General features: G+C 69.5%; 23 protein-coding genes. 20 read left to right on the top strand and 3 right to left on the bottom strand.

Annotated elements, in window-relative coordinates; all coding sequences use genetic code 11:
- Window positions 1–69: 69 nt before the first annotated feature.
- The 9 genes from H5399_RS11215 (at window position 70) to H5399_RS11175 (ending at window position 9,737) form a co-directional block, all read left to right on the top strand.
- Window positions 70–354 carry a cell division protein CrgA gene (locus H5399_RS11215; protein WP_182783145.1) on the top strand — a complete coding sequence of 95 codons (285 nt, stop codon included), beginning with the start codon at window positions 70–72 and terminating at the stop codon, window positions 352–354.
- Entirely contained in the window at window positions 351–995 is a 645-nt protein-coding gene (locus tag H5399_RS11210; protein WP_220490973.1) for an HAD-IA family hydrolase, read from the top strand. Before H5399_RS11215 ends, H5399_RS11210 begins: the two co-directional genes overlap by 4 nt.
- Before the next feature lie 48 nt (window positions 996–1,043).
- Window positions 1,044–2,555 (top strand): lysine--tRNA ligase, encoded by a 1,512-nt coding sequence (gene lysS, locus H5399_RS11205; RefSeq protein WP_370585756.1) that lies wholly within the window; start codon window positions 1,044–1,046, stop codon window positions 2,553–2,555.
- A gap of 579 nt (window positions 2,556–3,134) precedes the next feature.
- Window positions 3,135–4,436, top strand: coding sequence for an ABC transporter substrate-binding protein (locus tag H5399_RS11200; RefSeq protein ID WP_182783143.1), 1,302 nt, complete (start codon window positions 3,135–3,137; stop codon window positions 4,434–4,436).
- Window positions 4,437–4,510: 74 nt separating this feature from the next.
- Window positions 4,511–5,443, top strand: coding sequence for a carbohydrate ABC transporter permease (locus H5399_RS11195; RefSeq protein ID WP_182783142.1), 933 nt, complete (start codon window positions 4,511–4,513; stop codon window positions 5,441–5,443).
- The gene (locus tag H5399_RS11190; protein ID WP_220489491.1) at window positions 5,443–6,351 is read left to right on the top strand and encodes a carbohydrate ABC transporter permease; all 909 of its coding nucleotides are present in this window, start codon (window positions 5,443–5,445) and stop codon (window positions 6,349–6,351) included. The genes H5399_RS11195 and H5399_RS11190 overlap by 1 nt, the downstream gene beginning before the upstream one ends.
- Window positions 6,348–7,757: a GH1 family beta-glucosidase gene (locus H5399_RS11185; protein ID WP_182783141.1), complete on the top strand. Its 1,410-nt coding sequence runs from the start codon at window positions 6,348–6,350 to the stop codon at window positions 7,755–7,757. Before H5399_RS11190 ends, H5399_RS11185 begins: the two co-directional genes overlap by 4 nt.
- Before the next feature lie 14 nt (window positions 7,758–7,771).
- On the top strand, window positions 7,772–8,776 hold the full coding sequence (locus H5399_RS11180) for a LacI family DNA-binding transcriptional regulator (protein WP_182783140.1): 1,005 nt from the start codon (window positions 7,772–7,774) through the stop codon (window positions 8,774–8,776).
- Window positions 8,777–8,819: 43 nt separating this feature from the next.
- Window positions 8,820–9,737 carry a DMT family transporter gene (locus H5399_RS11175; protein WP_182783139.1) on the top strand — a complete coding sequence of 306 codons (918 nt, stop codon included), beginning with the start codon at window positions 8,820–8,822 and terminating at the stop codon, window positions 9,735–9,737.
- 3 nt (window positions 9,738–9,740) lie between these two features.
- On the opposite strand, the gene H5399_RS11170 is transcribed toward H5399_RS11175, so the two are convergent.
- Window positions 9,741–10,457 carry an NUDIX domain-containing protein gene (locus tag H5399_RS11170; RefSeq protein WP_182783138.1) on the bottom strand — a complete coding sequence of 239 codons (717 nt, stop codon included), beginning with the start codon at window positions 10,455–10,457 and terminating at the stop codon, window positions 9,741–9,743.
- A 63-nt stretch (window positions 10,458–10,520) separates the two neighbouring features.
- On the opposite strand from H5399_RS11170, the gene nadA reads away from it, so the two are divergent.
- From nadA to H5399_RS11150, 4 genes are all read left to right on the top strand, one after another.
- The gene (nadA, locus tag H5399_RS11165; RefSeq protein ID WP_182783137.1) at window positions 10,521–11,555 is read left to right on the top strand and encodes a quinolinate synthase NadA; all 1,035 of its coding nucleotides are present in this window, start codon (window positions 10,521–10,523) and stop codon (window positions 11,553–11,555) included.
- Window positions 11,552–13,285: an L-aspartate oxidase gene (gene nadB / locus H5399_RS11160; protein WP_255422273.1), complete on the top strand. Its 1,734-nt coding sequence runs from the start codon at window positions 11,552–11,554 to the stop codon at window positions 13,283–13,285. Before nadA ends, nadB begins: the two co-directional genes overlap by 4 nt.
- Before the next feature lie 5 nt (window positions 13,286–13,290).
- The gene (gene nadC / locus H5399_RS11155; RefSeq protein ID WP_370585766.1) at window positions 13,291–14,199 is read left to right on the top strand and encodes a carboxylating nicotinate-nucleotide diphosphorylase; all 909 of its coding nucleotides are present in this window, start codon (window positions 13,291–13,293) and stop codon (window positions 14,197–14,199) included.
- A gap of 167 nt (window positions 14,200–14,366) precedes the next feature.
- Window positions 14,367–15,173, top strand: a complete 807-nt coding sequence (locus H5399_RS11150; RefSeq protein WP_182783135.1) for a type IV toxin-antitoxin system AbiEi family antitoxin domain-containing protein — start codon at window positions 14,367–14,369, stop codon at window positions 15,171–15,173.
- A gap of 146 nt (window positions 15,174–15,319) precedes the next feature.
- Here the strand turns inward: H5399_RS11150 and H5399_RS11145 are convergent, their stop codons facing one another.
- Together H5399_RS11145 and H5399_RS11140 are read right to left on the bottom strand one after the other, a co-directional pair.
- On the bottom strand, window positions 15,320–16,753 hold the full coding sequence (locus tag H5399_RS11145) for a nitronate monooxygenase (protein ID WP_370585755.1): 1,434 nt from the start codon (window positions 16,751–16,753) through the stop codon (window positions 15,320–15,322).
- 77 nt (window positions 16,754–16,830) lie between these two features.
- Entirely contained in the window at window positions 16,831–17,007 is a 177-nt protein-coding gene (locus H5399_RS11140) for a hypothetical protein (protein WP_182783134.1), read from the bottom strand.
- 295 nt (window positions 17,008–17,302) lie between these two features.
- Here H5399_RS11140 and H5399_RS11135 point away from each other — a divergent pair, with 295 nt between their 5' ends.
- The 7 genes from H5399_RS11135 (at window position 17,303) to H5399_RS11105 (ending at window position 24,656) form a co-directional block, all read left to right on the top strand.
- Window positions 17,303–18,442 carry a ThiF family adenylyltransferase gene (locus H5399_RS11135; RefSeq protein ID WP_182783133.1) on the top strand — a complete coding sequence of 380 codons (1,140 nt, stop codon included), beginning with the start codon at window positions 17,303–17,305 and terminating at the stop codon, window positions 18,440–18,442.
- Between the two features lie 16 nt (window positions 18,443–18,458).
- Window positions 18,459–18,698 (top strand): MoaD/ThiS family protein, encoded by a 240-nt coding sequence (locus H5399_RS11130; protein WP_182783132.1) that lies wholly within the window; start codon window positions 18,459–18,461, stop codon window positions 18,696–18,698.
- 14 nt (window positions 18,699–18,712) lie between these two features.
- A complete protein-coding gene (locus H5399_RS18075) occupies window positions 18,713–19,582 on the top strand; it encodes a DUF4031 domain-containing protein (RefSeq protein WP_182783131.1) in 870 nt (289 codons plus the stop codon).
- Window positions 19,583–19,667: 85 nt separating this feature from the next.
- Entirely contained in the window at window positions 19,668–20,123 is a 456-nt protein-coding gene (locus H5399_RS11120) for a cupin domain-containing protein (RefSeq protein ID WP_182783130.1), read from the top strand.
- A 221-nt stretch (window positions 20,124–20,344) separates the two neighbouring features.
- Window positions 20,345–20,947 (top strand): TetR/AcrR family transcriptional regulator, encoded by a 603-nt coding sequence (locus H5399_RS11115; protein ID WP_182783129.1) that lies wholly within the window; start codon window positions 20,345–20,347, stop codon window positions 20,945–20,947.
- The gene (locus H5399_RS11110; RefSeq protein ID WP_182783128.1) at window positions 20,932–22,677 is read left to right on the top strand and encodes an ABC transporter ATP-binding protein; all 1,746 of its coding nucleotides are present in this window, start codon (window positions 20,932–20,934) and stop codon (window positions 22,675–22,677) included. Before H5399_RS11115 ends, H5399_RS11110 begins: the two co-directional genes overlap by 16 nt.
- Window positions 22,674–24,656, top strand: coding sequence for an ABC transporter ATP-binding protein (locus H5399_RS11105; protein ID WP_220489637.1), 1,983 nt, complete (start codon window positions 22,674–22,676; stop codon window positions 24,654–24,656). Before H5399_RS11110 ends, H5399_RS11105 begins: the two co-directional genes overlap by 4 nt.
- Window positions 24,657–25,372: the final 716 nt, after the last annotated feature.

Here is a 25,372-nt window from a genome sequence, read left to right as displayed (position 1 = left end):
TCCTCAGGCGCCGATGTGGGCGATTCGTCGACGCTGACCTAGGCTAGGTGCCCGACGAAGGAGGCAAAAGTGCCCGAATCAAAGGTGCGCAAGACCGCCGAGGACAAGAAGAAGTCCAAGGCGAAGGCAGAGCTCACGGAGCAGCGACGTGAAGCCGCCCGGTTGGCGCCCCGCGGACGGTCCTGGGTGCCGGCGGTCTTCCTGCCGATCGGCCTCATCGGCGTCGCCTGGATGGTCACCTGGAACCTGGCCTATGAGTACATCGGCTTCATGCGCTCCCTCGGGGACTGGAACCTGGCCATCGGCCTGGGCCTGATCGTCGTGAGCTTCACAGGAATGACCCTGTGGAAGTGACCGGGATCGGCACATTCGACGCTGTCATCTTCGACTTCGACGGCACCCTCGCCGATTCCATCGCCTCGATGCATCGCGCCTACAGGCTGTGGGCCGCCGAGTACGGGGTGGATCTCGAGACCCTGCGGCAGTACACGGGCCGGCCGGCCGAGGCGGTGGCGCGCGCGCTCCTGCCTGCAGACATCGCGCCCGCTGCCGGGGCACGGATCGACGAGCTGGAGGTCTCGGACACCGACGGCGTGGTGGCGCTCCCAGGAGCGGCCGCTGCCTTCGCGGCCATCCCCACCCACCGTCGCGCCATCGCCACCTCCTGCACCACCGCGCTGTTGGACGCCCGCCTGGGCGCCACCGGCCTGCCTCGCCCCGAGGTCATCGTGACCCGGGACCAGGTGGAGAACGGGAAGCCGGCCCCGGACAGCTTCCTGCTCGCAGCCCTGCGGCTGGGCGTGGATCCCGCGCGCTGCCTGGTCTGCGAGGACGCCCCCGCCGGGGTGGCCGCCGCCCGATCGGCCGGCATGAAGGTGCTGGGCGTCCTGACCGAGCACCGCGCCGACGAGCTCGCCGCGGACTGGACCACCGAAAGCCTCGCCGGCGTGGTCTTCGAGGACACCGTCGACGGGGTGCGCGTCAGCTGGGCGTGAGCCCTCGCCGTGACGGGCGGGACACCCCCACCCGTTAGGATGTCCCGCGTGACTGATACCCCCTCCGCCCTGCCCAGCGACTCGGAACAGACCGCCATCCGCAAGGAGAAGCGCGCCCGGTTGCTGGACGCCGGGGTTGAGCCGTATCCGGCGGACCTGGAGCGCAGCCACACCCTGCGGGCAATCCGGGGCACCTGGGGACACCTTGAGGCCGGGCAGGAGACGCAGGACCTCGTCACCACCGGCGGGCGCGTGGTCTTCATCCGCAACACCGGCAAGCTGGCCTTCGCCACCCTGCAGGACGGCTTCACCCCCGACGACAACGGCGAGCGCCTCCAGGTGATGCTGTCGCTGGCCGAGGTGGGCGATGAGGCGCTCGCGGCCTGGAAGGCCGACGTGGACCTCGGCGACTTCGTCTGGGTGACCGGCCGGGTCATCTCGTCGAAGCGCGGTGAGCTGTCCATCATGGCCTCCGAGTGGCGGATGGCATCCAAGGCGCTTCGGCCGCTGCCCGTGATGCACAAGGACCTCTCCGAGGAGGCGCGCGTGCGCCGTCGCTACGTGGACCTCATCGTGCGCGACGACGCCCGCCAGATGGTCCGCACGCGCGCCGCCATCACCCGGGCGGTCCGCCAGACGCTGTACGCGCAGGACTACATCGAGGTGGAGACGCCCATCCTGCAGCTCGTGCACGGCGGCGCCGCGGCGCGCCCGTTCACCACCCACATCAACGCGTTCGACATCGACATGACGCTGAGGATCGCCCTGGAGCTGCACCTCAAGCGCACCATGGTGGGCGGCGCGGACCGCGTCTTCGAGATGGGCAGGGTGTTCCGCAACGAGGGCATCGACTCGACGCACTCCGCGGAGTTCACCATGCTCGAGGCCTACATGGCGTGGGGGGACCAGCGCACGATCGCGCGACTGATCCAGGACATCGTCGTGGCGGCGGCGGACGCGGTGGGGTCGCGGCAGATCGAGACGCCGAAGGGCGTCATCGACCTCGACGGCGAGTGGCCGTGGCTGTCGGTCTTCCCGGCCATGTCCGAGCGGTTCGGGGAGGAGATCACCGTCGACACGCCCCTGGAGACCCTGCACCGGATCGCCGACGCGCACGAGGTGGAGTACGACCCCAAGTGGGCCGCGGACAAGATGGCGATGGAGCTGTTCTCCGAGGTGATCGAACCGGACCTGCTGCAGCCCACGTTCGTCTACGACTACCCGTCGATCGCGCAGCCGCTGGCCCGCCAGCACCGCACGGATCCGGGCAAGGTGGAGGCGTGGGATCTGATCATCGGCGGCCTGGAGCGTGGGACGGGCTTCACGGAGTTGGTGGATCCGGTAATCCAGCGCGAGGTGCTGGTGTCGCAGTCGCTGAAGGCGGCCGGGGGTGATCCGGAGGCGATGCAGTTCGACGGCGACTTCATCGAGGCGCTCGAGTACGGGGTGCCGCCGATGGGCGGTCTGGGGTTGGGCATCGACCGGTTGATTATGCTGCTGACGGGCGTCGGCATCCGCGAGACGATCCTCTACCCCCTCCTCCGCCCTAGCACCAGCTGATGAGGTCGGGGCCTGAACTCGGGGGCCTTAACGCGTGGGTCGGGTTGGCGCTGGATGGTGGCGGCCGGTCCCGCCCGTGACTCCTCGATGAGGCGCTGACGCGCCTGACCTCGTCGCACATGCCCGAGCCAACCCGGCCCGGCCGCCACCACCCAGCACCGCTTCACGCCACAGCGGGCGCAGCCCGGCACCACCCGACCACCAGGAACCATCCCCAGCAGTCATCGGCGGCGGCGAAGTCAGGGCAACCCGCACCTGAGCGCCGAGCGGTGGCTGAGGGGGACCGGTCGCGGTGGGTCGGGCGTTGGGGCTAGGCAGGCCGGCGGTTTGGGCCTGCCGACGGGGCGCCCCATGGGCGAGGCCGGTCCCCCTCAGCCGCCGCGGACCGTAGGCCCCGTCCGTGGGGAGGGCAGAGCCCGCGGTGGGGCCCAATTATCACAAGTTGATAACCCCGGTTGACTTTCGGCGGGGGTCGCACATACGCTTCTAGCAATCCCTGAGAGCGCTCTCGATGATTCGCCGAAGACAGATGAGAGCGCTCTCTACGGGAAGGCACACAGTCATCACAAAGGAGTCACCGTGCGTCCTGTCATTCGCAATCTCGCCGCCGTCGCTTGCGTCGGCGCCCTACTGACGGCCTGCTCGTCGGGCACCCCCGACGCCACCACGTCCCAGGACGCCTCGGCGAACCCGGACGAGAAGATCACCCTCACCGTCGCCACGTTCAACGAGTTCGGCTACGAAGAGCTGATCAAGGAGTACATGGCCGACAACCCCAACATCACCGTCGAGCAGCGCAAGGCCGCGACGGCCAACGAGGCCCGCGACAACATGAACACCCGCCTCGCCGCAGGCTCGGGCCTGGCCGACATCGAGGCCATCGAGATCGACTGGTTGACCGAGCTCATGCAGTACCCGGACAAGTTCGTCGACCTGGCGGACCCCGAGCTCGAGGGCCGCTGGCTCGACTGGAAGACCGCCGCCGTGACCACCGAAGACGGCAAGCTCATCGGCTACGGCACCGACATCGGCCCCCAGGGCATCTGCTACCGCGCCGACCTCATGGAGAAGGCCGGCTTCCCGACCGACCGCGAGGAGGTGGCCGCGCTGCTCGAGGGCGACTGGGACAACTACTTCACCGTCGGGAAGGATTACGTGGCCAAGTCGGGCGGCGTCGCCTGGTTCGATTCCGCCTCGGCCACCTTCCAGGGCATGGTCAACCAGGTGGAAAACCCCTTCGAGAATTCGGACGGCACCCCCATCCCGCTGAGCGAGAACGAGGAGATCAAGGGGATCTACGACCAGATCGCCACCGCTGCCGTCGACGACGGCCTGTCCGCCGGCCTGGCGCAGTGGACCGAGGACTGGACCAACGCCTTCCAGGGTGAGAAGTTCGCCACCATGCTCTGCCCCGGCTGGATGCTGGGCGTCATCGAGGGCAACGCCGAGGGCGTCGAGGGCTGGGACATCGCCAACGTTTACCCGGGCGGCGGCGGCAACTGGGGCGGTTCCTACCTGACCGTTCCTGAGCAGGGCCCCAACCACGAGGCGGCCAAGGAGCTCGCCGCATGGCTGACCGCCCCTGAGCAGCAGATCAAGGCGTTCGAGGCCAAGGGCACCTTCCCGTCGCAGGTCGATGCCCTCGAGGACCCGGCCCTGCTGGAGTCCACCAACGCGTTCTTCAACGACGCGCCCACCGGACAGATCCTGGCCGACCGCGCCAAGGCCGTCACCGTGCAGCCTTTCAAGGGCCCGAACTACTTCGCCCTTGCGCAGCTGGTCACTGACGGTCTGAACCGTGTCGACGTCGAAGGCACCGACGACGCCGCCGGCTCGTGGGACAAGGCCCTCGCGGCCTACGACGCCCTCGGCCTCAGCTGAGTCTCACCGCGGGGTCGGGGGTCGCCCCCCGGCCCCCGACCCCGCCCCGTCCCCGCTGCCCGAAAGACATCCCCATGAGAGAGCTCACCCTGAGCCAGCGCCTGAGCCGGCTCGACGTCAAGGCGTCGCCTTACCTGTACATCAGCCCGTTCTTCATCCTGTTCTTCATCGTCGGCCTGTTTCCGCTGGTGTACACCGCCTACGTGTCGGTGCATGACTGGCACCTGATCGGCGGTCAAGGCGACCTGGTGGGCCTCAAGAACTACACCGACGTGCTGCAGCAGCCCAACTTCTACAAGGCGCTGCGCAACACCTTCTCGATCTTCCTTCTCTCCTCCGTGCCGCAGGTCATGGCCGCGATTGTGATCGCCTACCTGCTCGACACCAACCTCCGCGCGAAGACCTTCTGGCGGATGGGCGTGCTGCTCCCCTACGTGGTGGCGCCCGTGGCCGTCTCCATGATCTTCGCGAAGATCTTCGCCGACCAGTCCGGCCTCGTGAACGCGGTCCTCGCGAACCTGGGCGCGGCCGGCATCGGCTGGCACGCGGATCCGCTGGCCGCCCACATCGCCATCGCCACCATGGTGAACTTCCGCTGGACCGGCTACAACGCGCTGATCTTCCTCGCCGCCATGCAGGCCATCCCGCGGGAGGTCTACGAGGCCGCGATCGTCGACGGCGCCGCCCGCTGGCGCACCTTCTTCTCCATCACCATCCCGATGCTGCGGCCCACCATCATCTTCGTCGTCATCACCTCCACCATCGGCGGCCTCCAGATCTTCGACGAGCCCCGCATGTTCGACACCCTGGGCCAGGGCGGCGCGGACCGGCAGTGGATGACGCTGACGATGTACATCTACGAGCTGGGCTGGGGAGCCCAGAAGAGCTTCGGCCGCGCCGCGGCCGTGTCCTGGATCCTGTTCCTCATCATCATCCTGGTGGGCGTCATCAACTACCTCATCACGCGCTCCATCGCGTCATCCTCGAGCGGAAAGGCGGGCCGTTGATGTCCACGCAGATGTCCTCCCCCATGGTCGAGCAGTTGGCAGGCAAGGGCGCAGCCCGCGCGGTGCGACGCAAGCTGCACGGCGTTGACAAGCGCCCAGGCTGGGCGACGTACGCCGCCCTCGCCGCCGTCGTGCTCATCTCGATCTACCCGATCTACTTCACGATCCTGCTGGCCTCCTCGACCGCGCCCGAGATCGCGCGCAACCCCATCCCGTCCTTCATCCCTGGTGGCAACCTGATGGCCAACATCGGTCGCGTCATCACCTCGGACATCAAGTTCTGGACGGCGCTGGGCAACTCGGTGATCGTCTCCACGATCACCGCCATCTCAGTGGTGTTCTTCTCGACGCTGGCCGGTTACTCGTTCGCGAAGCTACGGTTCCGCGGCAGCAGCGGCCTGCTGGTGTTCGTCATCGCGACCATGGCGGTTCCGACGCAGCTCAGCATCGTGCCCCTGTTCATCCTCATGTCCGAGCTGGACTGGGTGGGCAAGCTCCAGGCGGTCATCGTGCCCGGCATGGTCACGGCCTTCGGTGTGTTCTGGATGACCCAGTACCTGCGCGAGGCGCTGCCCTTCGAGTTGATCGAGGCGGCCCGAGTAGACGGCGCCTCCATGATCCGCACATTCTGGTCCATCGCGCTCCCGGCGGCCCGTCCCGCCGCGGCAATGCTGGGCCTGTTCACTTTCGTCGGGTCCTGGACCAACTTCTTCTGGCCCTTCATCATCCTGGGCTCTGCCAACCCCACCCTCCCGGTGGCGCTGCAGCTGCTCCAGGCGTCCTACTTCAAGGACTACTCGCTCATCATGGCCGGCGTCCTCGTCGCCACGCTGCCGCTGGTTGTCCTGTTCGCCGTCGCCGGGCGCCAGTTGGTGGCCGGCATCATGCAAGGAGCAGTCAAGGGATGACCGCCTATCAGTTCCCCCCAGGCTTCCTGTGGGGCAGCGCCACCGCGTCGTTTCAGATCGAGGGGGCCACCCACGAGGACGGCCGCACGGACTCCATCTGGGACGTGTTCTGCCGTGAGCCGGGCGCCGTCTTCGGCGGCCACGACGGCACGGTCGCCTGCGACCACTACCACCGCATGCCGCAGGACGTGGGCATGATGGCGGACCTGGGACTGCAGTCCTACCGCTTCTCGACGTCGTGGCCCCGCGTGCGCCCCGACGACAAGGACCTCAACCCCCGGGGCCTGGACTTCTACTCACGTCTGGTCGACGAGCTCCTCGGCCACGGCATCACGCCGTGGGTGACGCTCTACCACTGGGACCTGCCCGCCGCACTGCAGGACAAGGGGGGCTGGACCAACCGCGACACCGCCTACCGCTTCGTCGAGTACGCCGAGGCGATGCACGCCGCGCTGGGTGACAGGGTCAACATCTGGACCACGCTCAACGAGCCGTGGTGCTCGTCGTTCCTCTCCTACGCCTGCGGGGAGCACGCCCCCGGGCATGCCTCGCGGCGCGAAGGCCTGCACGCGGCGCACCACCTGCTGCTGGCCCACGGGATGGCGACGGCGCGGCTGCGCGAGCTGGCGCCGTCGGCCACGCTGGGGATCACCACCAACCACACGGTTCCGGACCCGCTGGACCCGTCGTCGGCCAACGACGTGGAGGCCGCCAGGCGGATCGACGGGATTTTCAACCGCTTCTTCCTGGACCCGATCTTCCGCGGGGAGTACCCGGCGGACGTGCTGGAAGACCTGGCGGGGCTCGGCCTCGAGGACGCCATCCAGCCGGGGGATCTGGAGATCATCTCCACCCCCATCGACGTGCTGGGCGTGAACTACTACCACGGTGAGGCCGTCACCGGCACGCCGTCGTCGGACTACGCACCGGTGGTGCTGCCCGACGGGCGGGTTCGGGGGAACCCGAACATCGGCTCCGAGTGGGTGACGTCCGTGCCGCGCGGGCTGCCGGTCACGGATCAGGACTGGGAGATCCAGCCCGAGGGCCTGACCCGGCTGCTGGTGCGGCTGCAGGAGGAGTACACCGGCCCGGCCGGCATCCCGCTGTACGTGACTGAGAACGGCGCCGCGATGCCTGACGTGGCGAACGCGGAGGGCTTTGTCGACGACCAGGACCGGGTGTCGTTCGTGCGCGACCATCTCGTCGCCGTCCACGACGCCATCTCGGCCGGGGTGGACGTGCGCGGGTACTTCGTGTGGTCCCTGATGGACAACTTCGAATGGGCGTGGGGCTACGACAAGCGCTTCGGCATCGTGCGCGTGGATTACGAGACACAGCAGCGCACCCCGAAGGCGTCGGCTCTATTCTTCCGTGACGCTGCGCGCCAGAATGGCGTGCAGGGGTAGTGAAGGGACCGACGATGGTGAGGCCGACGCTGGAGGACGTCGCACGGTTCGCGGGCGTCTCGCGCGCCACGGTGTCACGCGTCGTGCGTCACGATCCCGGGGTGGCAACGGAGACCGCTGCCAAGGTGGGGGCCGCCGTCTCCAAGCTGGGCTACGTGCCCAACGCGTCGGCCCGGTCCCTGGCGACGGGGCGCTCCAACACGCTCGCGATGGTGGTGCCGGAGCCGGACGGGATGGTCTTCTCGGACCCCTTCTTCGGCCTGGCTGTGGCCGGCATCAACGACGGCATGGCCGGCACAGACATGCAGCTCGTGATGGTGTTCGCGTCACACCCGGACCGGTCCGGTTCAGTCGTCGACTTCCTGCTTGAGGGGCGCGTTGCGGGGGCGATCGTGGTGTCGCACCACCGCTCCGACGGGCTGGTCGCGGCCGCGCTCAACCTGCCCATCCCGACGGTGTTCCTGGGGGCGCCGCTGCTTCCGGACACTGATCATCATCCGTACTTCGTGGACACCGACAACTTGGGCGGCGCACGTCTCGCGGCGGAGCGGATGCTGGCGACGGGGGTGCGCCGCCCTGCCACCGTCGCTGGCCCGTCGGACATGTCGGCGGCGCTGGACCGACTCACCGGCTGGCGCACGGTTCTCGAGGATGCGGGGCTCGAGGTCGCCGTCGCGCACGGCGACTACACCCGCGAGTCGGGCGCCCGCGCGGCGGCTGAGCTGCTCGACGCAGACCCAGCGATCGACGGGATCTTCGCGGCCTCGGACCTGATGGCCCAAGGCGTGATGGATACGCTCCGGGCGCGCGGGATCCGGATCGGCGAGCAGGTGAAGGTGATCGGATTCGACGACTTCGCGGCCGCCGCGACACTCGACCCGCCCTTGACGACGGTGGTCAACCCCGCGGTCGAGTTGGGCCGGCAGGCCACCCTGATGGTGTTGGGCCTCGTTGAGGGGCGGGAGATCGCGTCTCCGGTGACGCTGCCGGTGGAGTTGAAGATCCGCGCCTCCGGCTAGCCGCCCGTAGACTTCCCGCGACACACAGAGCGGGAGGAGGAGCATGCGGAAGCCAACCGTCGCCACCCTGGCATTGCTCGTGGTGACGGCGATCTGGGGGTCGACGTTCTTCATCATCAAGGACGCCGTCAGCAAGATCGACCCCATCGACTTCCTCGCCGTCCGGTTCGCCGTCGGAGCCGCCATCCCCGCCTTCGTCTTCTGGCGACGACTCAGCCGCCTCACCGCCACGCAGTGGCAGATCGGACTGGCCCTCGGCTGCCTCTACGGCCTTGCGCAGATCGTCCAGACCGTGGGCCTGCAGACGACGGCGGCCTCAGTCTCCGGGTTCATCACCGGCACGTACGTGGTCCTGACCCCGATCATCATGTGGATCGCCTTCAAGGCCCGACTCAACGTCCGCACGTGGGTGGCGGTGGCGCTGGCACTCGCCGGGCTCGCGGTGCTGAGCCTCACCGGGCTCGGCAACGGCGGAGTCGGCGAGGCGCTCACCCTCGTCGGCGCGGCGCTGTACGCCGTTCACATCGTCCTGCTGGACCGGTGGTCACGCTCCATGGACGCCATGAGCCTGGCCATCGTCCAGCTCATCGGCGTGGCGCTGACCACCGGTTTCCTGGGCCTCCCCGGCGGCTACCACGTGCCCGCGGACCCCGGCGTCTGGGGCGCCATCGTCTACACCGCGATCATGGCCGGCATCGTCACGATGCTGTTGCAGACCTGGGCGCAGCGCCACATCACCCCCACCCGGGTGGCCCTACTCATGACGTTCGAGCCGGTCTTCGCCTCGGCGTTCGCCGTCGGCTTCGGCGGCGAGGCCGTCACAATCCGCCTCGTGGCCGGCGGAGCTTTGATTCTGCTGGCCACCCTCATCGGCATCCGCGGTGGGCAGGCCGATGCCGTGAACGACACCATCTCAATCCCGGGGCGCGACGACGCCGACCCCCCTCCCCGCGCTGGGTGAGGCCTACTCGGGGCGGAGGACGGCGAACGGGTCGGTGACCACCAAAGCATGGTCGCGGAAACGGAACACCCGGGCCGGGCGGCCACCCTTCGTGCCGGGCGCCGACATCTCCCCCGTCGGCACCAGCTGGCCGCGCCTCGTCAGGACGCGCTCCAGGTTCGTCGGCTTGACGTCGTGGCCCAGGGCCGCGACATAGACCTCCCGCAGCTCCGCGACCGTGAACTCGGTCGGCATCAGCGCGAACCCGAGGTTGGTGTAGCTCAGCTTCGCCCTGAGCCTGGTCACCGCTTGGGCCACCACGCTGTCATGGTCGAACGCCAACTCCGGCAGATCGTCGACGGCGAACCACGCTGCCCGCTCGGGCAGATGTGGCTCCAGCACCGTCGGCACGAGGCCGAGGTAACTGGTGCCGATGGTGCGCTGCGCCGGGTCGCGGCCGGGGTCTGAGCGCGTGCCCAGCTGCTCGAGGTGCGTCAGCCCCGCGACGTCCACCTTCTGCGCGAGATGCCTCAGCACCGCAGCCTCCAGGGTCTCCTCCGGCTCGACGGGCCCGCTCGGCAACGCGAACCGGCCCGCGTAGGGCTCGTGGTCCCGGCCGGCGAGGAGCACGGAGAGCCGGGGGGCGCCGTCGTCGACCCCGCGCACCTGCAGGACCGCCCCGATGGCCTCGTGCCGGTACAGCGCGACGCCCACGGAATCGCGCGGGGTGTGGGGAGCCATGGATGGCATGCTACAGTTCCCCTAGTTTTCGCCTGATAGTCGAAAACCGGAAAGGAGCAGGAGATGACTCTCCTCCAGGAGCCCGCCGTCGGCCTCGAGGCCTGGGAGCGTTGGACCCCCGACGAGGTAGCCGCGTGGCAGACCCGCGTCCACGCGCTGGCCGCGGAGCGCAACGCCGTCATCCTCGCCCACAACTACCAGGCACCGATCATCCAGGACGTCGCGCACCACGTGGGCGACTCGCTGGCCCTCTCCCGCATCGCCGCCACCTCCGACGCCGAGACCATCGTCTTCGCCGGCGTCCACTTCATGGCCGAAACCGCCAAGCTCCTCTCCCCCGCCAAGCGCGTCCTCATCCCGGACCAGGCGGCCGGCTGCTCGCTCGCCGACACCATCAACGCGGACCAGCTGCGCGCGTGGAAGGCCGAGCACCCCGGCGCCGTCGTCGTGTCCTACGTCAACACCACCGCCGAGGTCAAGGCCGAGACGGACATCTGCTGCACCAGCTCCAACGCCGTCGACGTGGTGCGCTCCATCCCCGAGGACCGCGAGATCCTCTTCCTCCCGGACCAGTTCCTCGGCGCCCACGTCCGCCGCGCCACCGGCCGGACGAACATCCACGTCTGGCTCGGCGAGTGCCACGTGCACGCCGACATCTCGCCGTCGGACCTCATCGAGTCCGTGCGCGCCAACCCCGCCGCCGACCTGTACGTGCACCCCGAGTGCGGCTGCACCACTAGCGCGCTGTGGCTGGCCGAGTCCGGCGAGCTGCCCGGCGACCGCACCCACGTGCTCTCCACCGGCGGAATGCTTGACTACGCGCGGCGGGAGACGTCGCGCCAGGTGCTGGTGGCCACCGAGATCGGCATGCTGCACCAGCTGCGCAAGGCCAATCCCCTGACCGACTTCCAGCCGGTCAACCCCAAGGCCGCGTGCCCGTTCATGAAGATGACCACGCCGGAGAAGCTGGAGGCGTGCCTCGGTGACCCTGCGCTGACCAGGGCGTACGAGGTGGATGTTCCGGCGGACGTGGCCGCCCGGGCGCGGCAGGCCGTCGAGCGGATGGTGGCGATCGGCAACCCCGGGTCGGGGGAATGATGCTGCCCGCGGCTGCCCCCGCCTGGACGGGGCGGACCGACGTCGTGGTGGTCGGCACCGGCGCGGCGGGCCTCTCCGCGCTGCTGCACCTGGCCGCCGCCGGCGTCGACTGCGTGGCCGTCACCCGCGGCGAGGTCACGGACTCGGCCACCGCCTGGGCGCAGGGCGGGCTCGCGGCGGTGTGGGACGACGGCGACACGCTCGCCTCCCACGTGGCCGACACCCTGACCGCCGGGGCGGGATTGTGCGACGCGGGGGTCGTGTCGGATCTGGTGGCGAGTGCCCCGGGCGCGATCCGGCGGCTGATCGGGCTGGGGGCGCGGTTCGACCGGGCTTCTGGGGGCGGGCTGGACCTGCACCTCGAGGGCGGGCACTCCGCGCGGCGGATCATCCACGCCGACGGCGACGCCACAGGCGCGGAAATCGAGCGTGCGCTGTGGGCGGCGCTGTCGTCGGCTCTCGCGGGGTCGCGGACGCGGGTCATGACCCGGACGCGACTCGTCGACGTGCTCACGGATGCCGAGGGGCGGGCCTGCGGGGTGCGGCTGCTCGACGCCGACAGTCGGGTGGGCGAGCTGTTCGCCGGCGCCGTCGTGCTCGCCACCGGCGGGATCGGTCAGTTGTGGCCCGTCACGAGCAACCCGCTGGGCGCGACGGGCGACGGCGTGGCCGCGGCGCTGCGGGCCGGCGCCGAGGTGCGCGACCTCGAGTTCATGCAGTTCCACCCCACCGTGCTGGCCGACGCCGACGCGGGGTCGCGGGGGGTCCTGGTGTCCGAGGCGGTGCGCGGCGAGGGCGCGTGGCTGGTCGACGACGCGGGCCGCCGGATCATGGCTGGGGTGCACCCGCTGCTCGAGCTGGCGCCGCGCGACGTCGTCTCGGCCGCGATCATGTCTCACCTGGAACGGACGGGTGCCGCGCACGTGTGGCTGGACGCGACGTTCTTCGGGCGGTCGACGTGGGAGGGCCACTTCCCCGGGATCCTGGCGCTGTGCCGGGGCCGAGGCGTCGACCCCGTGACCGAACTCATCCCGGTGCACCCGGCGGCGCATTACGCGTGCGGGGGTGTCGCGGCGGACCTGTCCGGGCGGACGTCGGTGCAGGGGCTTTTCGCCGTCGGCGAGGTCGCGGCGACGGGCGTGCACGGGGCGAACCGGTTGGCGTCGAACTCGCTGACCGAGGCGCTGGTCGCGGGCGACCGGGTGGGCGCGCTTCTCGCTGCGGAGGCTTCGTCGCGGCCCGGGGCTGGGCCGGCGGTGCGCGACCAGGTCAACGTGCCACTCGCCGACCTCGACCGCGCACGGCAGAGCGTCTCCGCTCGTCACCCGTCGGTTGAGGCGGATCTCCAGTCGGCGGCCGGCGCCATTGAGAACGGGGGCCGAGTCGTCGATCCGGCCTTCCTGCCCGCACTGCGGGGATGGATGCAGCGGGAGGCGTTCGTGTCGCGGACGGGCTCCGGGCTGGCCTCCCTCGGGGTGGCGCTGGCGGCGGCACCCGTCGTTGCCCACCCGGTGGATCATGCCTCGCTGACAGCCACCAACCTGCACGCCGTCGCCACCGTCATCGCGGCGGCCGCGGCGGAGCGGACGGAGTCGCGGGGGGCGCATCGGCGCTCGGACTTCGCCGCCACGTCACCCACCTGGGAGCGGAGGATCGCCATCCGCCTCACGGAGGGCGGCCTTGAGCTCACCTCTGCGCCCCTCACCATCGCCGAAAGGACCGCAGCATGAACGCCCTGTCGACCGAGATCGACCTTGCCCCACTGGACCGCGACGTGGTCGACGCCTGGGGCGCCGTCGACCCAGCCGAGGTGCGGCGGATCATCGCCGTGGCGGTGGACGAGGACCTCCGGCTCGGGCCGGACGTCACGACGGAGGCGACGGTGCCGGCGGGCGCTGTCGGGGTCGCGGAGGTGGTGGCGCGCGAGGCTGGAGTCGTCGCGGGGGTGCCGGTGGCCGTCGAGGTGCTGCGGACGGTGGCGTCGCGGCTGGGGGTCGAGGCGTCGGCCGAGGTGGTGCTGGCCGACGGGGCGCGGGTGGCACCGGGGGACGTCGTACTGCGAATTGCCGGTCCCGTGCGCTGCCTGCTGACGGCCGAGCGGACGCTGTTGAACTTCCTGGGGCAGCTCTCCGGGGTGGCGACTGAGACGGCTGAGTGGGTGTCCGCCGTGGCCGGGAGCGAGGCCCGGATCCGCGACACGCGCAAGACCGTGCCGGGGATGCGCGCCCTGCAGAAGTACGCAGTCGTCTGTGGCGGCGGGGTGAACCACCGGATGGCGCTCGGGGACGCGGCGCTGATCAAGGACAACCATGTCGCGGCGGCGGGGTCGGTCGCGGCGGCGTTCCGGGCTGTGCGTGCGCACGCGCCGGGTGTCGCGGTGGAGGTGGAGTGCGACACCGTCGCGCAGGTGCGCGAGGCCGTCGCGGCAGGCGCCGAGCTGGTGCTGCTGGACAACATGACCCTGGCGGAGACCCGCGAGGCCGTTGCTGTGTGCCGCGAAGCGGGGGTCCGGACGGAGGCGAGCGGAGGGCTGACGCTTGAGCGGGCCGCCGAGGTCGCGGCCACAGGAGTGGAGTTCATTGCCGTCGGCGCCCTGACCCACTCGGCAGAGGTTCTCGACCTCGGACTCGACCTCACTTCCTGACCAACGCCCGGATCTGGCCACCCCTGTCTGCAACTTGCTATCCAGAGCGCGGTTTCTGTGGATATCTGCAGAAACCGCGCTCTGGATAGCAACTTGCAGAGGCGAGGTCGTCCACAGGGCGTCAGGCGTGGCGGGAAATGCCCCGCCAGGTTGCCGAGAGTGGCGGCATGGATCTCCAAGGCATCTACTCCCCCGCTCAACTTCGAGACGCGGGCATCACCCGGCACCACGCCGCTCTGCTGGTGAAGAACGGAAGCTTGCGCCGGATCCGCCCGGGCTGGTACGCCACGGACGGAGCCGACGAAGACGTGCAGCGCGCCCTCAAGGCTGGCGCCAGGCTGGGCTGCCTCAGCGGATGCCGGCACCATGGACTCTGGGTCCCCAACAGGTCAGGAATCCATGTCGTCTACGGGTCTGGAACCGACCCCGTCAGGCGCAAGGGGTTGATCGCCCATCCTTACGGGGTCAGATATCCGCCAGAGGCAGTCTGGCCGTTGTCGGACTGCCTGCGACAGGTGGCGGTCCGACACCCGGTGGAGGACGCCATGATCGTGGCCGAGTCCGCCCTGAACCTCGGCCTGGCACCTCTGGAGGAAGTCCGCTGGGCACTCGGAGGGTTGCCGAAGAAGTACGCCGACTACCGCGACCGAATCGCACCCGCCCAGTCCGGGAGCGAAACGAGAGTCAGGCTCTTCTTCGTGCGCAGGCGCGTCCCCGTCAGGGCTCAGGCCGAGATCGACGGCGTTGGGTTCGTCGACCTCCTGGTGGGAGACTCGCTCATCGTCGAGTGCGACAGCCAGGCACACCACGGCGAGACCAACTACGAGAACGACCGACGGCGGGACCTTGCCGCGAGAGGACTCGGCTACACGACGCTGAGGCTCAGCTACCAGCAGATCTGGAAGAAATGGCCGGCTACCCAACAGAGCTTGATCCATGAACTCCGCAAACGCCGCCACTTGAGGCCCAAGTGATCTGCAACATGCTACGTAGAGAGCGGCATTTGTGTATATACACAAATGCCGCTCTCTACGTAGATTCCTGCAGATCAGTCGGCACGCCTCCCCGACCTCGTCGCCATCCGAGGTCAGGGAAGGGTGCGGCTACTCCTCGTCAGGGGTCAACGCGGCGCGTGGACCGACAGCAACCAGTCGACAGCCTGCCGAGCGGTCCACCCACCGGGATACAGGGCCGACAGCGCCTTGGCGCCGTCCAGGTCCTGCCCGAGGGTGACCGCAGGCTGCTCCTGGTAGCCGTCCTTACGGAGCTGCCCAAGACCGATGTTGGCCATCAGAGCGTTGCAGAGGCACTTGCGCCCCACCGTGTCCTCTTCGGAGCCGCCCTTGCGGAGGTAGGGCTTGAGGGGCTCCGACGGGCATCGGTAGGTGATCGACTTGTCTGGGCGCTCGACAGGGATGCGGAGGTACCCGAGGTCGCAGATGCGTTCCCGCGCCTGGTAGACGTCCTCCTCGGAGAGGGTGTCGGCCAGTTGGGCCACCTTGAAGGGGAAGCCGGTCGGCGACGCGCGCGGATCGTTGCGCACCACCAAGTCACCGGACTCCAGCTCGGCCATCAACTGCTGCCGGATGGCAGGGGTGAGGCCGGACTCGTCCGCCAGTGCGAACAAGGTGCCGATCTGCACGCCCTCGGCGCCTGCGGCGCGAGCCTCCGCGACCTTCTCCGGGGTGGCGTAGCCGCCGGCAACCCAGAACGGCAGGCCCACGCGGGCGATCTTGCTCAGGTCCGCGTCGTCCCTCGGCCCGTAGATCGGGTCCCCGGCCTCGTCGAGGACACGCACGCCGCGCGGCGGGGAGCTGTGCCCACCGGCGCGGGGGCCCTCGACGATGAAGCCATCGGGACGGATCTCGGGGTCGCGGTTGAGGTAGTCCGCCAGCACATGGAGGGTGACGATCGCGAGGAAGTTGGGGCGCCGCAGGGCGGGCAGCTCGTCGCCCATGGCGGTGACCGGGTTGAGGGAAGCCGTGTGGGTCGTCGTGGAGTTGACCACGTCGATGGTGAGGTGGCCGGTGCGGCCGGCCGCGAACTCCGTGAGCAGCCTGGGGATCTCGCGCGGCACCCCGGCGCCCATGATCACGTAGTCGACGTCGGCCAGCATCGCGCCGAGGATGGCGGAGAGACTGGCGGTCTGGATCTTCTCCAACATGTTGATCCCGACCAGGCCGGAGTGTCCCTCCTTGGCCAGCCAGACCTCGGAGAAGTTGCCGACGAGGTTGAGCTCGATGGCCGCCCGCCTCGGCGAGATCGTGAGGGTGGGGTGCGGGCGGTACGGCTGGCCGGGAGCGCGGCCGCCTTCGAGAAAGTAGGTGTCGAGGATCCGCTGGGCCATCGCGGGCGACGGGAAGTGCGACAGCGCCCGACGGCGGTGTCCGCCCGGATCGCCGTCCTGCAGCACCCGGGCCAGCACGCCGTCGAGGGCGGTGCCGGAGACGACGCCGAGTTCGCCGCACTGGGAGACCTCGCGGGCCAGCTTCCAGGACGACACTGCGACGCCCATGCCGCCCTGAATCACGGTCGGGGGATGTGTGATGGGCACTGATGATCTCCTCACAAATGGTGTTCCTACGGTACCGTAACTTACGGATGCGTAAGAATCGACTCCGGGGTCCACGGTTACCCGGTCTTCAGGGCGCCTCCGAGGGTGGCCCCTCCGCGCGATCTCCCTCCCCCGTCATCAACAGCCACGTGGTCATGACGCATCACAAAGAGGTCGATCCCCTGGGCCGCGCAGAACTCCTCGAGGCCACCGTCGGCCCGGATCTCGGCGAGCAACTGCGCTGTGGTCCGCATGGGGTCATCGTAGACGGGCAGGCACTTGGCGGTGCGTGAGAGGATGACGCCACCGTCGATTCGAAGGATTCCCGGCCAAGAGCCCCCCGCGCCGGCCGCGGACCGGCTCGTCGGGTACCGGGAGTCGCTCGGCAGCGCGGCGGCCGGTCCCGTGTGACGGGTTTGAGCAAATGGCACGGCTCGCGGTCAGCTCCGCGCTCAAGACGAGCGTGGCCTCCGTCGCGAGTCGTGCCATTTGCTCAAACCCCCTACCGGGCGGGGGCTCTCCGAAGAATGCGAGGGTAGGCTCGAATGCGTGACAGCCCCGCTCGTTGAACCCGGCCCGGAGCTCACCCGCGCCCAGCTCACCCGCTACTCGCGGCACCTGCTGGTCCCCGGCATGGGCATCGAGGCCCAGCGGCGCCTGCTCGCCGCGCGGGTCGCGGTCGTCGGCGCCGGCGGGCTCGGGAGCCCGATCCTGGCCTACCTCGCCGCTGCCGGCGTCGGGCACCTCACGGTCATCGACGACGACGTGGTGGACGCCAGCAACCTCCAGCGGCAGATCATCCACCGCGACAATGCAGTCGGCCTCCCCAAGGTGGACTCCGCCGCCGCGTTCGTGACCGGCCTGAACCCAGACGTCACGGTCACCACCCAGCGCACCCGCATCACCCCTGACAACGCCCGCAACCTCCTCGAAGGCCACCACCTCGTCCTCGACGGGGCCGACAACTTCCCCACCCGCTACGCCGTCTCCGACGCCTGCGCCCAGCTCGGACTCCCCGTGGTCTGGGCCGCGGTGCTGCAGTTCGACGCCCAGGTGTCGTCCTTCGTGCCCGGCCGCCCGGAGTCGGTCACCCTCCGCGACCTCTACCCGGTCCCGCCCCGCCCGGAGGACGTCCCGTCGTGCGCCGAGGCCGGCGTGCTGGGCGCGCTGGTGGGCCAGGTGGGGTCCATCATGGCCGCGGAGGCGGTCAAGCTGATCTGTGGATTCGGCGACCCCCTCGTCGGCCGCATCCTCCTCATCGACGCGCTCACCCAGCGCACCCGCGAGGTGCCGCTGCGCCCCGCACCCCCCGTCGTCCATACCCGCCCCCACACCCACCCCCACACAGCGGAGGCCCCCATGACACTGAACGAGCTCACCGTCGAGGACGTCGCCGCCATCCTGGAGAATCCCGCGCGGCCCACGCTCCTGGACGTCCGCGAGCCCGCGGAGCACGCACTGGGCACGATTCCCGGCTCGCTGGCGGTGCCGCTCGGCGAGGTGCTGACCTGGGACCGGTTGGACGACAACCTTCCCGACGGCCCCGTCATCGTCTACTGCAAGATCTCACCCCGCGCGCGCCGCGCCGCCGCGCACCTCATCGGGCTCGGCCACCCTGATGTGTCGCTGATGGAGGGCGGCATGATCGCGTGGGGCGAACGGATCGACCCGAGCTTCCCCCACTACTGATGCGACACTGGTTCCCATGGCGACGGTGAGGTACTTCGCCGCGGCCGCCGAGGCCGCGGGCACAGAGCAGGAACAGGTGGCGGCCCCCACGCTGGGCGCGCTCCTGGCGGACCTGCGCTCGCGGCACGGGGCGAGGCTGTCGCGGGTGCTGGAGGTCAGCTCCGTCCTCCACGACGGCCAATACGTGGAGGACCCAGCCACCCCGCTGGCCGACGACGCCCTCCTGGACGTCCTCCCGCCCTTCGCCGGCGGCTGACGGCGGGTTCGACGATGGCCGTGCTGATCGACCCGCCCCGCTGGCCGGCGCACGGCACCGTGTTCGGCCATCTCGTCTCGGACGCGTCCCTCGACGAACTCCACGACTTCGCCGCGCGCGCGGGCATCCCGCCCAGGGCGTTCGACCACGACCACTACGACGTGCCGGTGTCGCGCTATGACGAGCTCGTCTCCGCCGGGGCCCTCCCGCTGGATGAGCGGGAGCTGGTGCGCCGGCTGGCCGCCTCCGGCCTGCGGGTGCGCGTCCACGAGAAGACCCCCACCCGCCCGGCGGCCCGCGTCGCCGTCGTCACCGCATGGGAGCGTCTCCGTCTGCCGACGACCCTCCGCGACGACCTCGTCGCCCGATGGTCGGAGCCTCACCGCCACTACCACGACGTCCGCCACCTCGCGCAGTGCCTCACCGCCCTCGGGCAGTTGGGGTGCCGGGACGGAGTCGTCGAGCTCGCGGCATGGTTCCACGACTCCGTCTACGACGGTGTGCCCGGGGATGACGAGGAGCGTTCGGCCGCGTTCGCCGAGTCGTCGCTGGGTGGGCTGATTCCGGCCGACGACGTGGCTCAGGTGTCGCGGCTGGTGAGGATGACCGCCACCCACGCCCCCGACGACGAGCGCGGGGCGCTGCTGTCCGACGCGGACCTCTCGATCCTCGGCCAGATCCCCGGCCGCTACCACGTCTACGTCCGCGACGTCCGGCTGGACTACGCCCACGTCGACGACGACGCCTGGAGGGTGGGGCGGGCGGAGGTGTTACGGCACCTGCTCGCGATGGAGCCCCTGTTCCGCACCACCGGGGGCCGCGATCTGTGGGGGTCGCGGGCGCGAGAGAACCTGGCCGCAGAGCTCGCCCGACTCACCGCCTGACCTCAGCTCCACGGAGCCGCACGGTCCCCCCCACCGCTGGCCCCGCCGCTGGGCTAATGTGGGAAGACGACCGGAGGGAGAACCGATGAAGATCACCGACAATGGGCCGGAGCCCAACGTCTTCGACCTGGAGACCGCTACCAGGGAGAACCCCAACTACCGCACTGTCGCATGGACCGGGAAGTACCTGCAGATCACGTTGATGTCCATCCCCGTGGCCCACTCGATCGGGCTCGAGGTGCACCCGGACACGGACCAGTTCATCCGCCTCGACGCGGGCAAGGGTCGCTGCCTGATGGGTCCCTCCAAGGATGAGCTCAACGTGAAGGTGGACGTGGAGGACGGCTGGTCCGTCCAGGTCCCGGCCGGCACCTGGCACGACATCGTCAACACCGGCGACGAGCCCATGCAGCTCTACGTGATCTACGCCCCGTCGCACCACGCCAAGGGCAAGGTGCACAAGACCGAGGAGGACTCGGAGGCCGACGAGAAGGCGGGCAAGGACGAGCCCCCGACGTGGACTGTCCAACCGGACGAGTGACGTCCATCGCGCTCCGGTCAGTCTTGCCGCCTGCGTAATGTCGCGCGGCCTGCGCTTCAGCGCGGGCGGCGCGCACCAACGCAGGCGCCTCCACAGGCGGCCCAACCCAAGGCAGGCGACGGGAGCCAACGCAGGCGGCCCGAACTCACGCACGCGCCTGGAGACCACGCGAGGGCACAGCGCATTTGATGAGTGAGTGTTCACTCACTACACTTCCACCTGTGACCCGCGCTGCCCCGATGCCCCCCGAACAGCGCCGCGCCGCCATCATCGAGGCCAGCATCCCCCTCCTTGGCGAGCACGGCCAGGCCCTCACCACCCGCATGGTGGCCGAGGCGGCCGGGGTGGCCGAGGGCACGATCTTCCGCGTGTTCGACTCCCTCGACGACCTCATCTCCGCCACCATCAGCGAGGCGCTGTCCTCCGAGCGGCTGACCACCCGGCTCGCCATGACACACCTCACCGGCGACATCGAGACCCAGACCCGCGCCGCCATCGAGCTCATCGAGCAGTACCTGCACTCGGTGCACACCATGTTCGTCGCCGCGCACGGCGCCGCCAAGCACACCGCGCCCCACGCGGCGCAGTGCGCCCGCACCGAACTCGAGGCACGTACAGCCGAGCTCGACGCCTGGATGACGGACGCCTTCGCCCCCCACCGCGACCACATCACGATCCCCCTCAGCGCCTTCGCGACGCTGCTGCGCACGTTCGCCGTCGGGCACGCCTCCCGGTTCGTCTCGTCGTCGCTCTCACTCGACGACCTCGCCCGCCTCGCGCTCCACGGGGCGCTCCGAAAGGACACCGAATGCTCTCCCGCTTAGGGCGGCTCATCAACCGCTACATCCGCCCCTACTGGGGGCTGCTCGCGATCGTCATCGTGCTGCAGACCATCGCAACCATCATGTCGCTGTATCTGCCCACCCTGAACGCCCGCATCATCGACGAGGGCGTCGTCACCGGCAACACCGACTTCATCTGGAGCACCGGCGGCATCATGCTGCTGCTGACGGCCGTCCAGGGCGCCGCCCAGATCGCCGCGGTGTGGGCCGGCGCGAACGCCGCCATGCAGTTCGGCCGCGACGTCCGCGCCGCGATCTTCGAGCGCGCCCTCTCCTTCTCCGCCCGCGAGCTGAACAAGTTCGGGGCGCCGTCGCTGATCACCCGCAACACCAACGACGTGCAGCAGGTTCAGATGCTGGTGCTGATGAGCGCCGTCATGCTGGTCTCGGCCCCCATCACCATGGTGGGCGGCGTCTTCATGGCGCTGCGCGAGGACGCCGGCCTGTCGTGGATCATCCTGGCCGCCGTCGTGGTCCTGGGTGCGGGCATCACCGTCCTCATCGTCAACATGGGCCCGCTGTTCGAGACCATGCAGAAGCGCATCGACACCCTCAACCGTGTGCTCCGCGAGCAGATCACCGGCATCCGGGTGGTGCGCGCCTTCGTCCGGGAGCCCCACGAGGCCCGACGCTTCGACAAGGCCAACGCCGAGCTGGTGGACACCACCACCACCGTCGGACGGCTGATGGCCTTCCTGTTCCCCTTCGTCGGGCTCATCATGAACGTCTCGACCGTGGGCGTGATGTGGTTCGGCGCCCAGCGCATCGAGTCCGGCGACATCCAGATCGGCCAGCTCACCGCCTTCATCTCCTACCTGATGCAGATTCTCATCTCGGTCATGATGACGACGATGTTGCTGGTCATGGCGCCCCGCGCCGCCGTCTGCGCGGACCGCATCATGGAGGTCCTCGACACCGAGAGCTCGGTGGCCCCGCCGGCCAACCCGGTGGCGCCGTCGGGTGAGCGCGGCCACGTGCTGTTCGACCGGGTCAGCTTCTCCTACCCTGGCGCCGAGTCCCCGGTGATTCAGGACCTCTCCTTCGAGCTCACCCCCGGCACCACCACCGCGATCATCGGGTCCACCGGGGCCGGCAAGACCACCCTGATCAGCCTCATCCCCCGCCTGTTCGACGCGACGCAGGGACGGGTGCTCGTCGACGGCGTCGACGTGCGCGACCTGGACCCGGACACCCTCTGGGCCCGGATCGGCCTCGTGCCGCAGAAGCCCTACCTGTTCTCCGGCACCATCGCCAGCAACCTGCGCTACGGCAAACCGGACGCCACCGACGACGAACTGTGGTCAGCGCTCCGCGTCGCGCAGGCGGAGGCGTTCGTGCTTGAGAAGGAGGACCAGCTCGGCGCGCACATCTCGCAGGGCGGCACCAACGTCTCCGGCGGGCAGCGACAGCGCCTCGCCATCGCCCGGGCGTTGGTGAAGAAGCCGAGCGTGTACATCTTCGACGACTCCTTCTCGGCCCTCGACGTGGCCACCGACGCGCGCCTCCGGGCTGCGCTCAGGCCCGAAACCGCCGACGCCGCGGTCCTCGTGGTGGCCCAGCGCGTCTCCACCATCACCGCCGCAGACCTGATTCTCGTCGTCGAAGACGGCCGGATCGTCGGACGCGGCAACCACGACGAACTGCTGGCGTCCAACGAGACGTACCGCGAGATCGTCGAGTCCCAGCTGAGCGCCGAGGAGGCCGCCGCATGAGCGAGAACAAGGCAATCCCCGTCAAGGCCAACGAGCGCCCCAAGCACGCCCCCACCCACCGCGGTGGCCCCGGGCACGGCCCGATGGCCGGCAGCGGCGAGAAGGCGGCGAACTTCAAGGTGTCGGTCCGGCGGCTGCTCAGCCACCTGCGCCCGCAGCGTGCCGGCATCATCCTGGCCATCGCGATGGGCGTGCTGTCGGTGGCGCTCAGCGTGGTGGGGCCCAAGATCCTCGGCCGCGCCACGGACCTGATGCTGTCGGGCATCATCGGCGGCCAGATGCCCGCCGGCGTGACCAGGCAGCAGGTCATCGACGCCGCCGTCGCGGAAGGCAACACCGACTTCGCGGACCTGCTGCGCAACCTGGACTTCATCCCCGGCGAGGGCATCGACTTCGGCGCCATCGGCGGCATCCTGCTGTGGGTGCTCGGCCTCTACGTGGTGTCGTTCATCTTCTCCTACGTGCAGGGCTGGGTCCTCAACGGCGCAGTGCAGAAGTCGATCTACCAGATGCGCCGCGAGGTGGCCGCCAAGCTGGACCGGCTGCCGCTGTCCTACTACGACAAGCAGCCCCGCGGCGAGGTGCTCAGCCGCGTCACCAACGACATCGACAACGTGTCGCAGACGCTGCAGCAGACCCTGTCGCAGCTGCTCAACTCGCTGCTCATGGTGATCGGCGTGCTGATCATGATGTTCTGGATCTCCCCCATCCTGGCGCTCGTCGCGCTGGTGTCGGTGCCGATCGCCATGGTGGTGGTCTCCGTCATCGGGAAGCGCTCCCAGAAGCTGTTCGCGCAGAACTGGAAGTCCACCGGAGAGCTCAACGCCCACATCGAGGAGGCCTTCACCGGCCACTCGCTGGTCAAGGTGTTCGGCCGCCAGAAGGAGGTCGAGGCCGAGTTCCAGGTCCGCAACCAGGAACTCTACAAGGCGGGCTTCGGCGCCCAGTTCATCTCCGGCATCATCATGCCGGTCATGTTCCTGGTCGGGAACCTCAACTACGTGGTGATCGCCGTCGTGGGCGGCCTGTGGGTGGCGTCGGGCCGGATGAACATCGGCGACGTGCAGGCGTTCATCCAGTACTCGCGCCAGTTCACGCAGCCGCTGACGCAGGTGGCCTCGATGGCCAACCTGCTGCAGTCCGGCGTCGCGTCGGCCGAACGCGTCTTCGAGCTGCTGGACTCCGAGGAGATGTCGAAGGAGCCCGCCGGTGAGCTGAAGGTGTCGCGGGGAGACGTGGTGTTCGATCACGTCGGGTTCTCCTACAAGCCCGAGCAGCCGCTGATCCAGGACCTGTCGCTGACGGCGAAGCCGGGGCAGACGGTCGCGATCGTCGGGCCGACGGGAGCAGGAAAGACCACGCTGGTCAACCTCATCATGCGGTTCTACGACCTGCAGTCCGGTCGGATCCTCATCGACGGCGTGGACATCGCGTCCGCGCCCCGGGGTGAGGTGCGCGGCAACATCGGCATGGTGCTGCAGGACACGTGGTTGTTCGGCGGGACCATCCGCGACAACATCGCCTACGGCAGGCCGGACGCCACCGAAGAGGAGATCCGCGCCGCGGCCAAGGCCACGTTCGTGGACAGGTTCGTGCACTCGCTGCCCGAGGGATACGACACGGTGATCGACGAGGAGGGCTCCAACGTCTCCTCCGGCGAGAAGCAGCTGATCACCATCGCGCGCGCCTTCCTTGCGGACCCGGCGCTGCTGATCCTCGACGAGGCCACCTCGTCGGTGGACACGCGGACCGAGGTGCTGGTCCAGCACGCGATGGCGGCACTGCGCACCGGGCGGACGTCGTTCGTCATCGCGCACCGGTTGTCCACCATCCGCGACGCGGACCTGATCCTCGTCATGGAGGAGGGTCGCATCGTCGAGCAGGGAACCCACCACGAGCTCCTCGACGCGAGGGGTGCGTACTACGACCTGTACCAGAGCCAGTTCAACGCGGCGATCGAGGAGGAGACCGCTGCCTGACCCGCTCTCGCTCCTGAGGAGGTCCACCCGCGGAGCGGCGTAGCCCGTCCTTTCGCCCCCTGAGGAGGACCGCCCGCGGAGCGGCGTGGGCCGTCTCGAAGGGTCGTGACTACCACCTTCACGCGGATCTCGTGGTCGGGTGCGGGTCCGCGACGGCAGGGCGGGCCTGGGTCGGGCCTGCCCGGGCGGGACGCCAGCTGGGTGATCCTCGAGTTGGGCAGCACTGCGCCGAGCCGCCCCACCGTCACCCACCCTCGCGCCCCCTCATGACCCACCGTCGGCCGTGAAAGCCGGGGTCACCCGATGCGCAGGACGGAGCTGAGCCGGACACGGCTCCACCTTCCTCCAGACCCGAGCCTGCCGGAGCCTAATTGTCAGGTCTGAGGTCGTACTCGACTCCAGTCGTGACAATTAGGCGTGGGCCCATTCCCTGTCGGTCGAGTCAGTGGAGCGGGACTGACGCCCCCTGCCACAGGTCCCTTTGCAGCCGACGGAGGCTTCGACGCGGTCGGCGGCGCTACGCGCCCGACCGGCTCACCCAACGGGATGGGGTCCAAAGATCCCCGCGAGGGAGTGGGTCGGCAGGGTGGCGGGCCCTGTGGCGCCTGCGTTGACACCACAAGCCTGGCGACGCGACCAGCACCGCTGGCTGAGGAGCGAGGAGCGCCAGCGACGAGCCTCGAAGCCTGAGAAACGCAACCTGACAAGGGAACTCA

Origin of the sequence: Tessaracoccus sp. MC1627, from assembly GCF_014164725.1 — a bacterium.
Taxonomy (GTDB): Bacteria; Actinomycetota; Actinomycetes; order Propionibacteriales; family Propionibacteriaceae; genus Arachnia.
The sequence above is the reverse complement of the archived record's forward strand: the minus strand, read 5'-3'. Positions and strand labels throughout refer to the sequence as shown.

Bases quoted from the DNA above. Each gene is read 5' to 3' on its own strand.
- H5399_RS11195 (WP_182783142.1), top strand. From the start codon at position 4,511: ATGAGAGAGCTCACCCTGAGCCAGCGCCTGAGCCGGCTCGACGTCAAG.
- H5399_RS11190 (WP_220489491.1), top strand. From the start codon at position 5,443: ATGTCCACGCAGATGTCCTCCCCCATGGTCGAGCAGTTGGCAGGCAAG.
- H5399_RS11185 (WP_182783141.1), top strand. From the start codon at position 6,348: ATGACCGCCTATCAGTTCCCCCCAGGCTTCCTGTGGGGCAGCGCCACC.
- H5399_RS11180 (WP_182783140.1), top strand. From the start codon at position 7,772: ATGGTGAGGCCGACGCTGGAGGACGTCGCACGGTTCGCGGGCGTCTCG.
- H5399_RS11175 (WP_182783139.1), top strand. From the start codon at position 8,820: ATGCGGAAGCCAACCGTCGCCACCCTGGCATTGCTCGTGGTGACGGCG.
- H5399_RS11170 (WP_182783138.1), bottom strand. From the start codon at position 10,457: ATGGCTCCCCACACCCCGCGCGATTCCGTGGGCGTCGCGCTGTACCGG.
- nadA (WP_182783137.1), top strand. From the start codon at position 10,521: ATGACTCTCCTCCAGGAGCCCGCCGTCGGCCTCGAGGCCTGGGAGCGT.
- nadB (WP_255422273.1), top strand. From the start codon at position 11,552: ATGATGCTGCCCGCGGCTGCCCCCGCCTGGACGGGGCGGACCGACGTC.
- H5399_RS11150 (WP_182783135.1), top strand. From the start codon at position 14,367: ATGGATCTCCAAGGCATCTACTCCCCCGCTCAACTTCGAGACGCGGGC.
- H5399_RS11140 (WP_182783134.1), bottom strand. From the start codon at position 17,007: ATGCGGACCACAGCGCAGTTGCTCGCCGAGATCCGGGCCGACGGTGGC.
- H5399_RS11130 (WP_182783132.1), top strand. From the start codon at position 18,459: ATGGCGACGGTGAGGTACTTCGCCGCGGCCGCCGAGGCCGCGGGCACA.
- H5399_RS18075 (WP_182783131.1), top strand. From the start codon at position 18,713: ATGGCCGTGCTGATCGACCCGCCCCGCTGGCCGGCGCACGGCACCGTG.
- H5399_RS11120 (WP_182783130.1), top strand. From the start codon at position 19,668: ATGAAGATCACCGACAATGGGCCGGAGCCCAACGTCTTCGACCTGGAG.
- H5399_RS11110 (WP_182783128.1), top strand. From the start codon at position 20,932: ATGCTCTCCCGCTTAGGGCGGCTCATCAACCGCTACATCCGCCCCTAC.
- H5399_RS11105 (WP_220489637.1), top strand. From the start codon at position 22,674: ATGAGCGAGAACAAGGCAATCCCCGTCAAGGCCAACGAGCGCCCCAAG.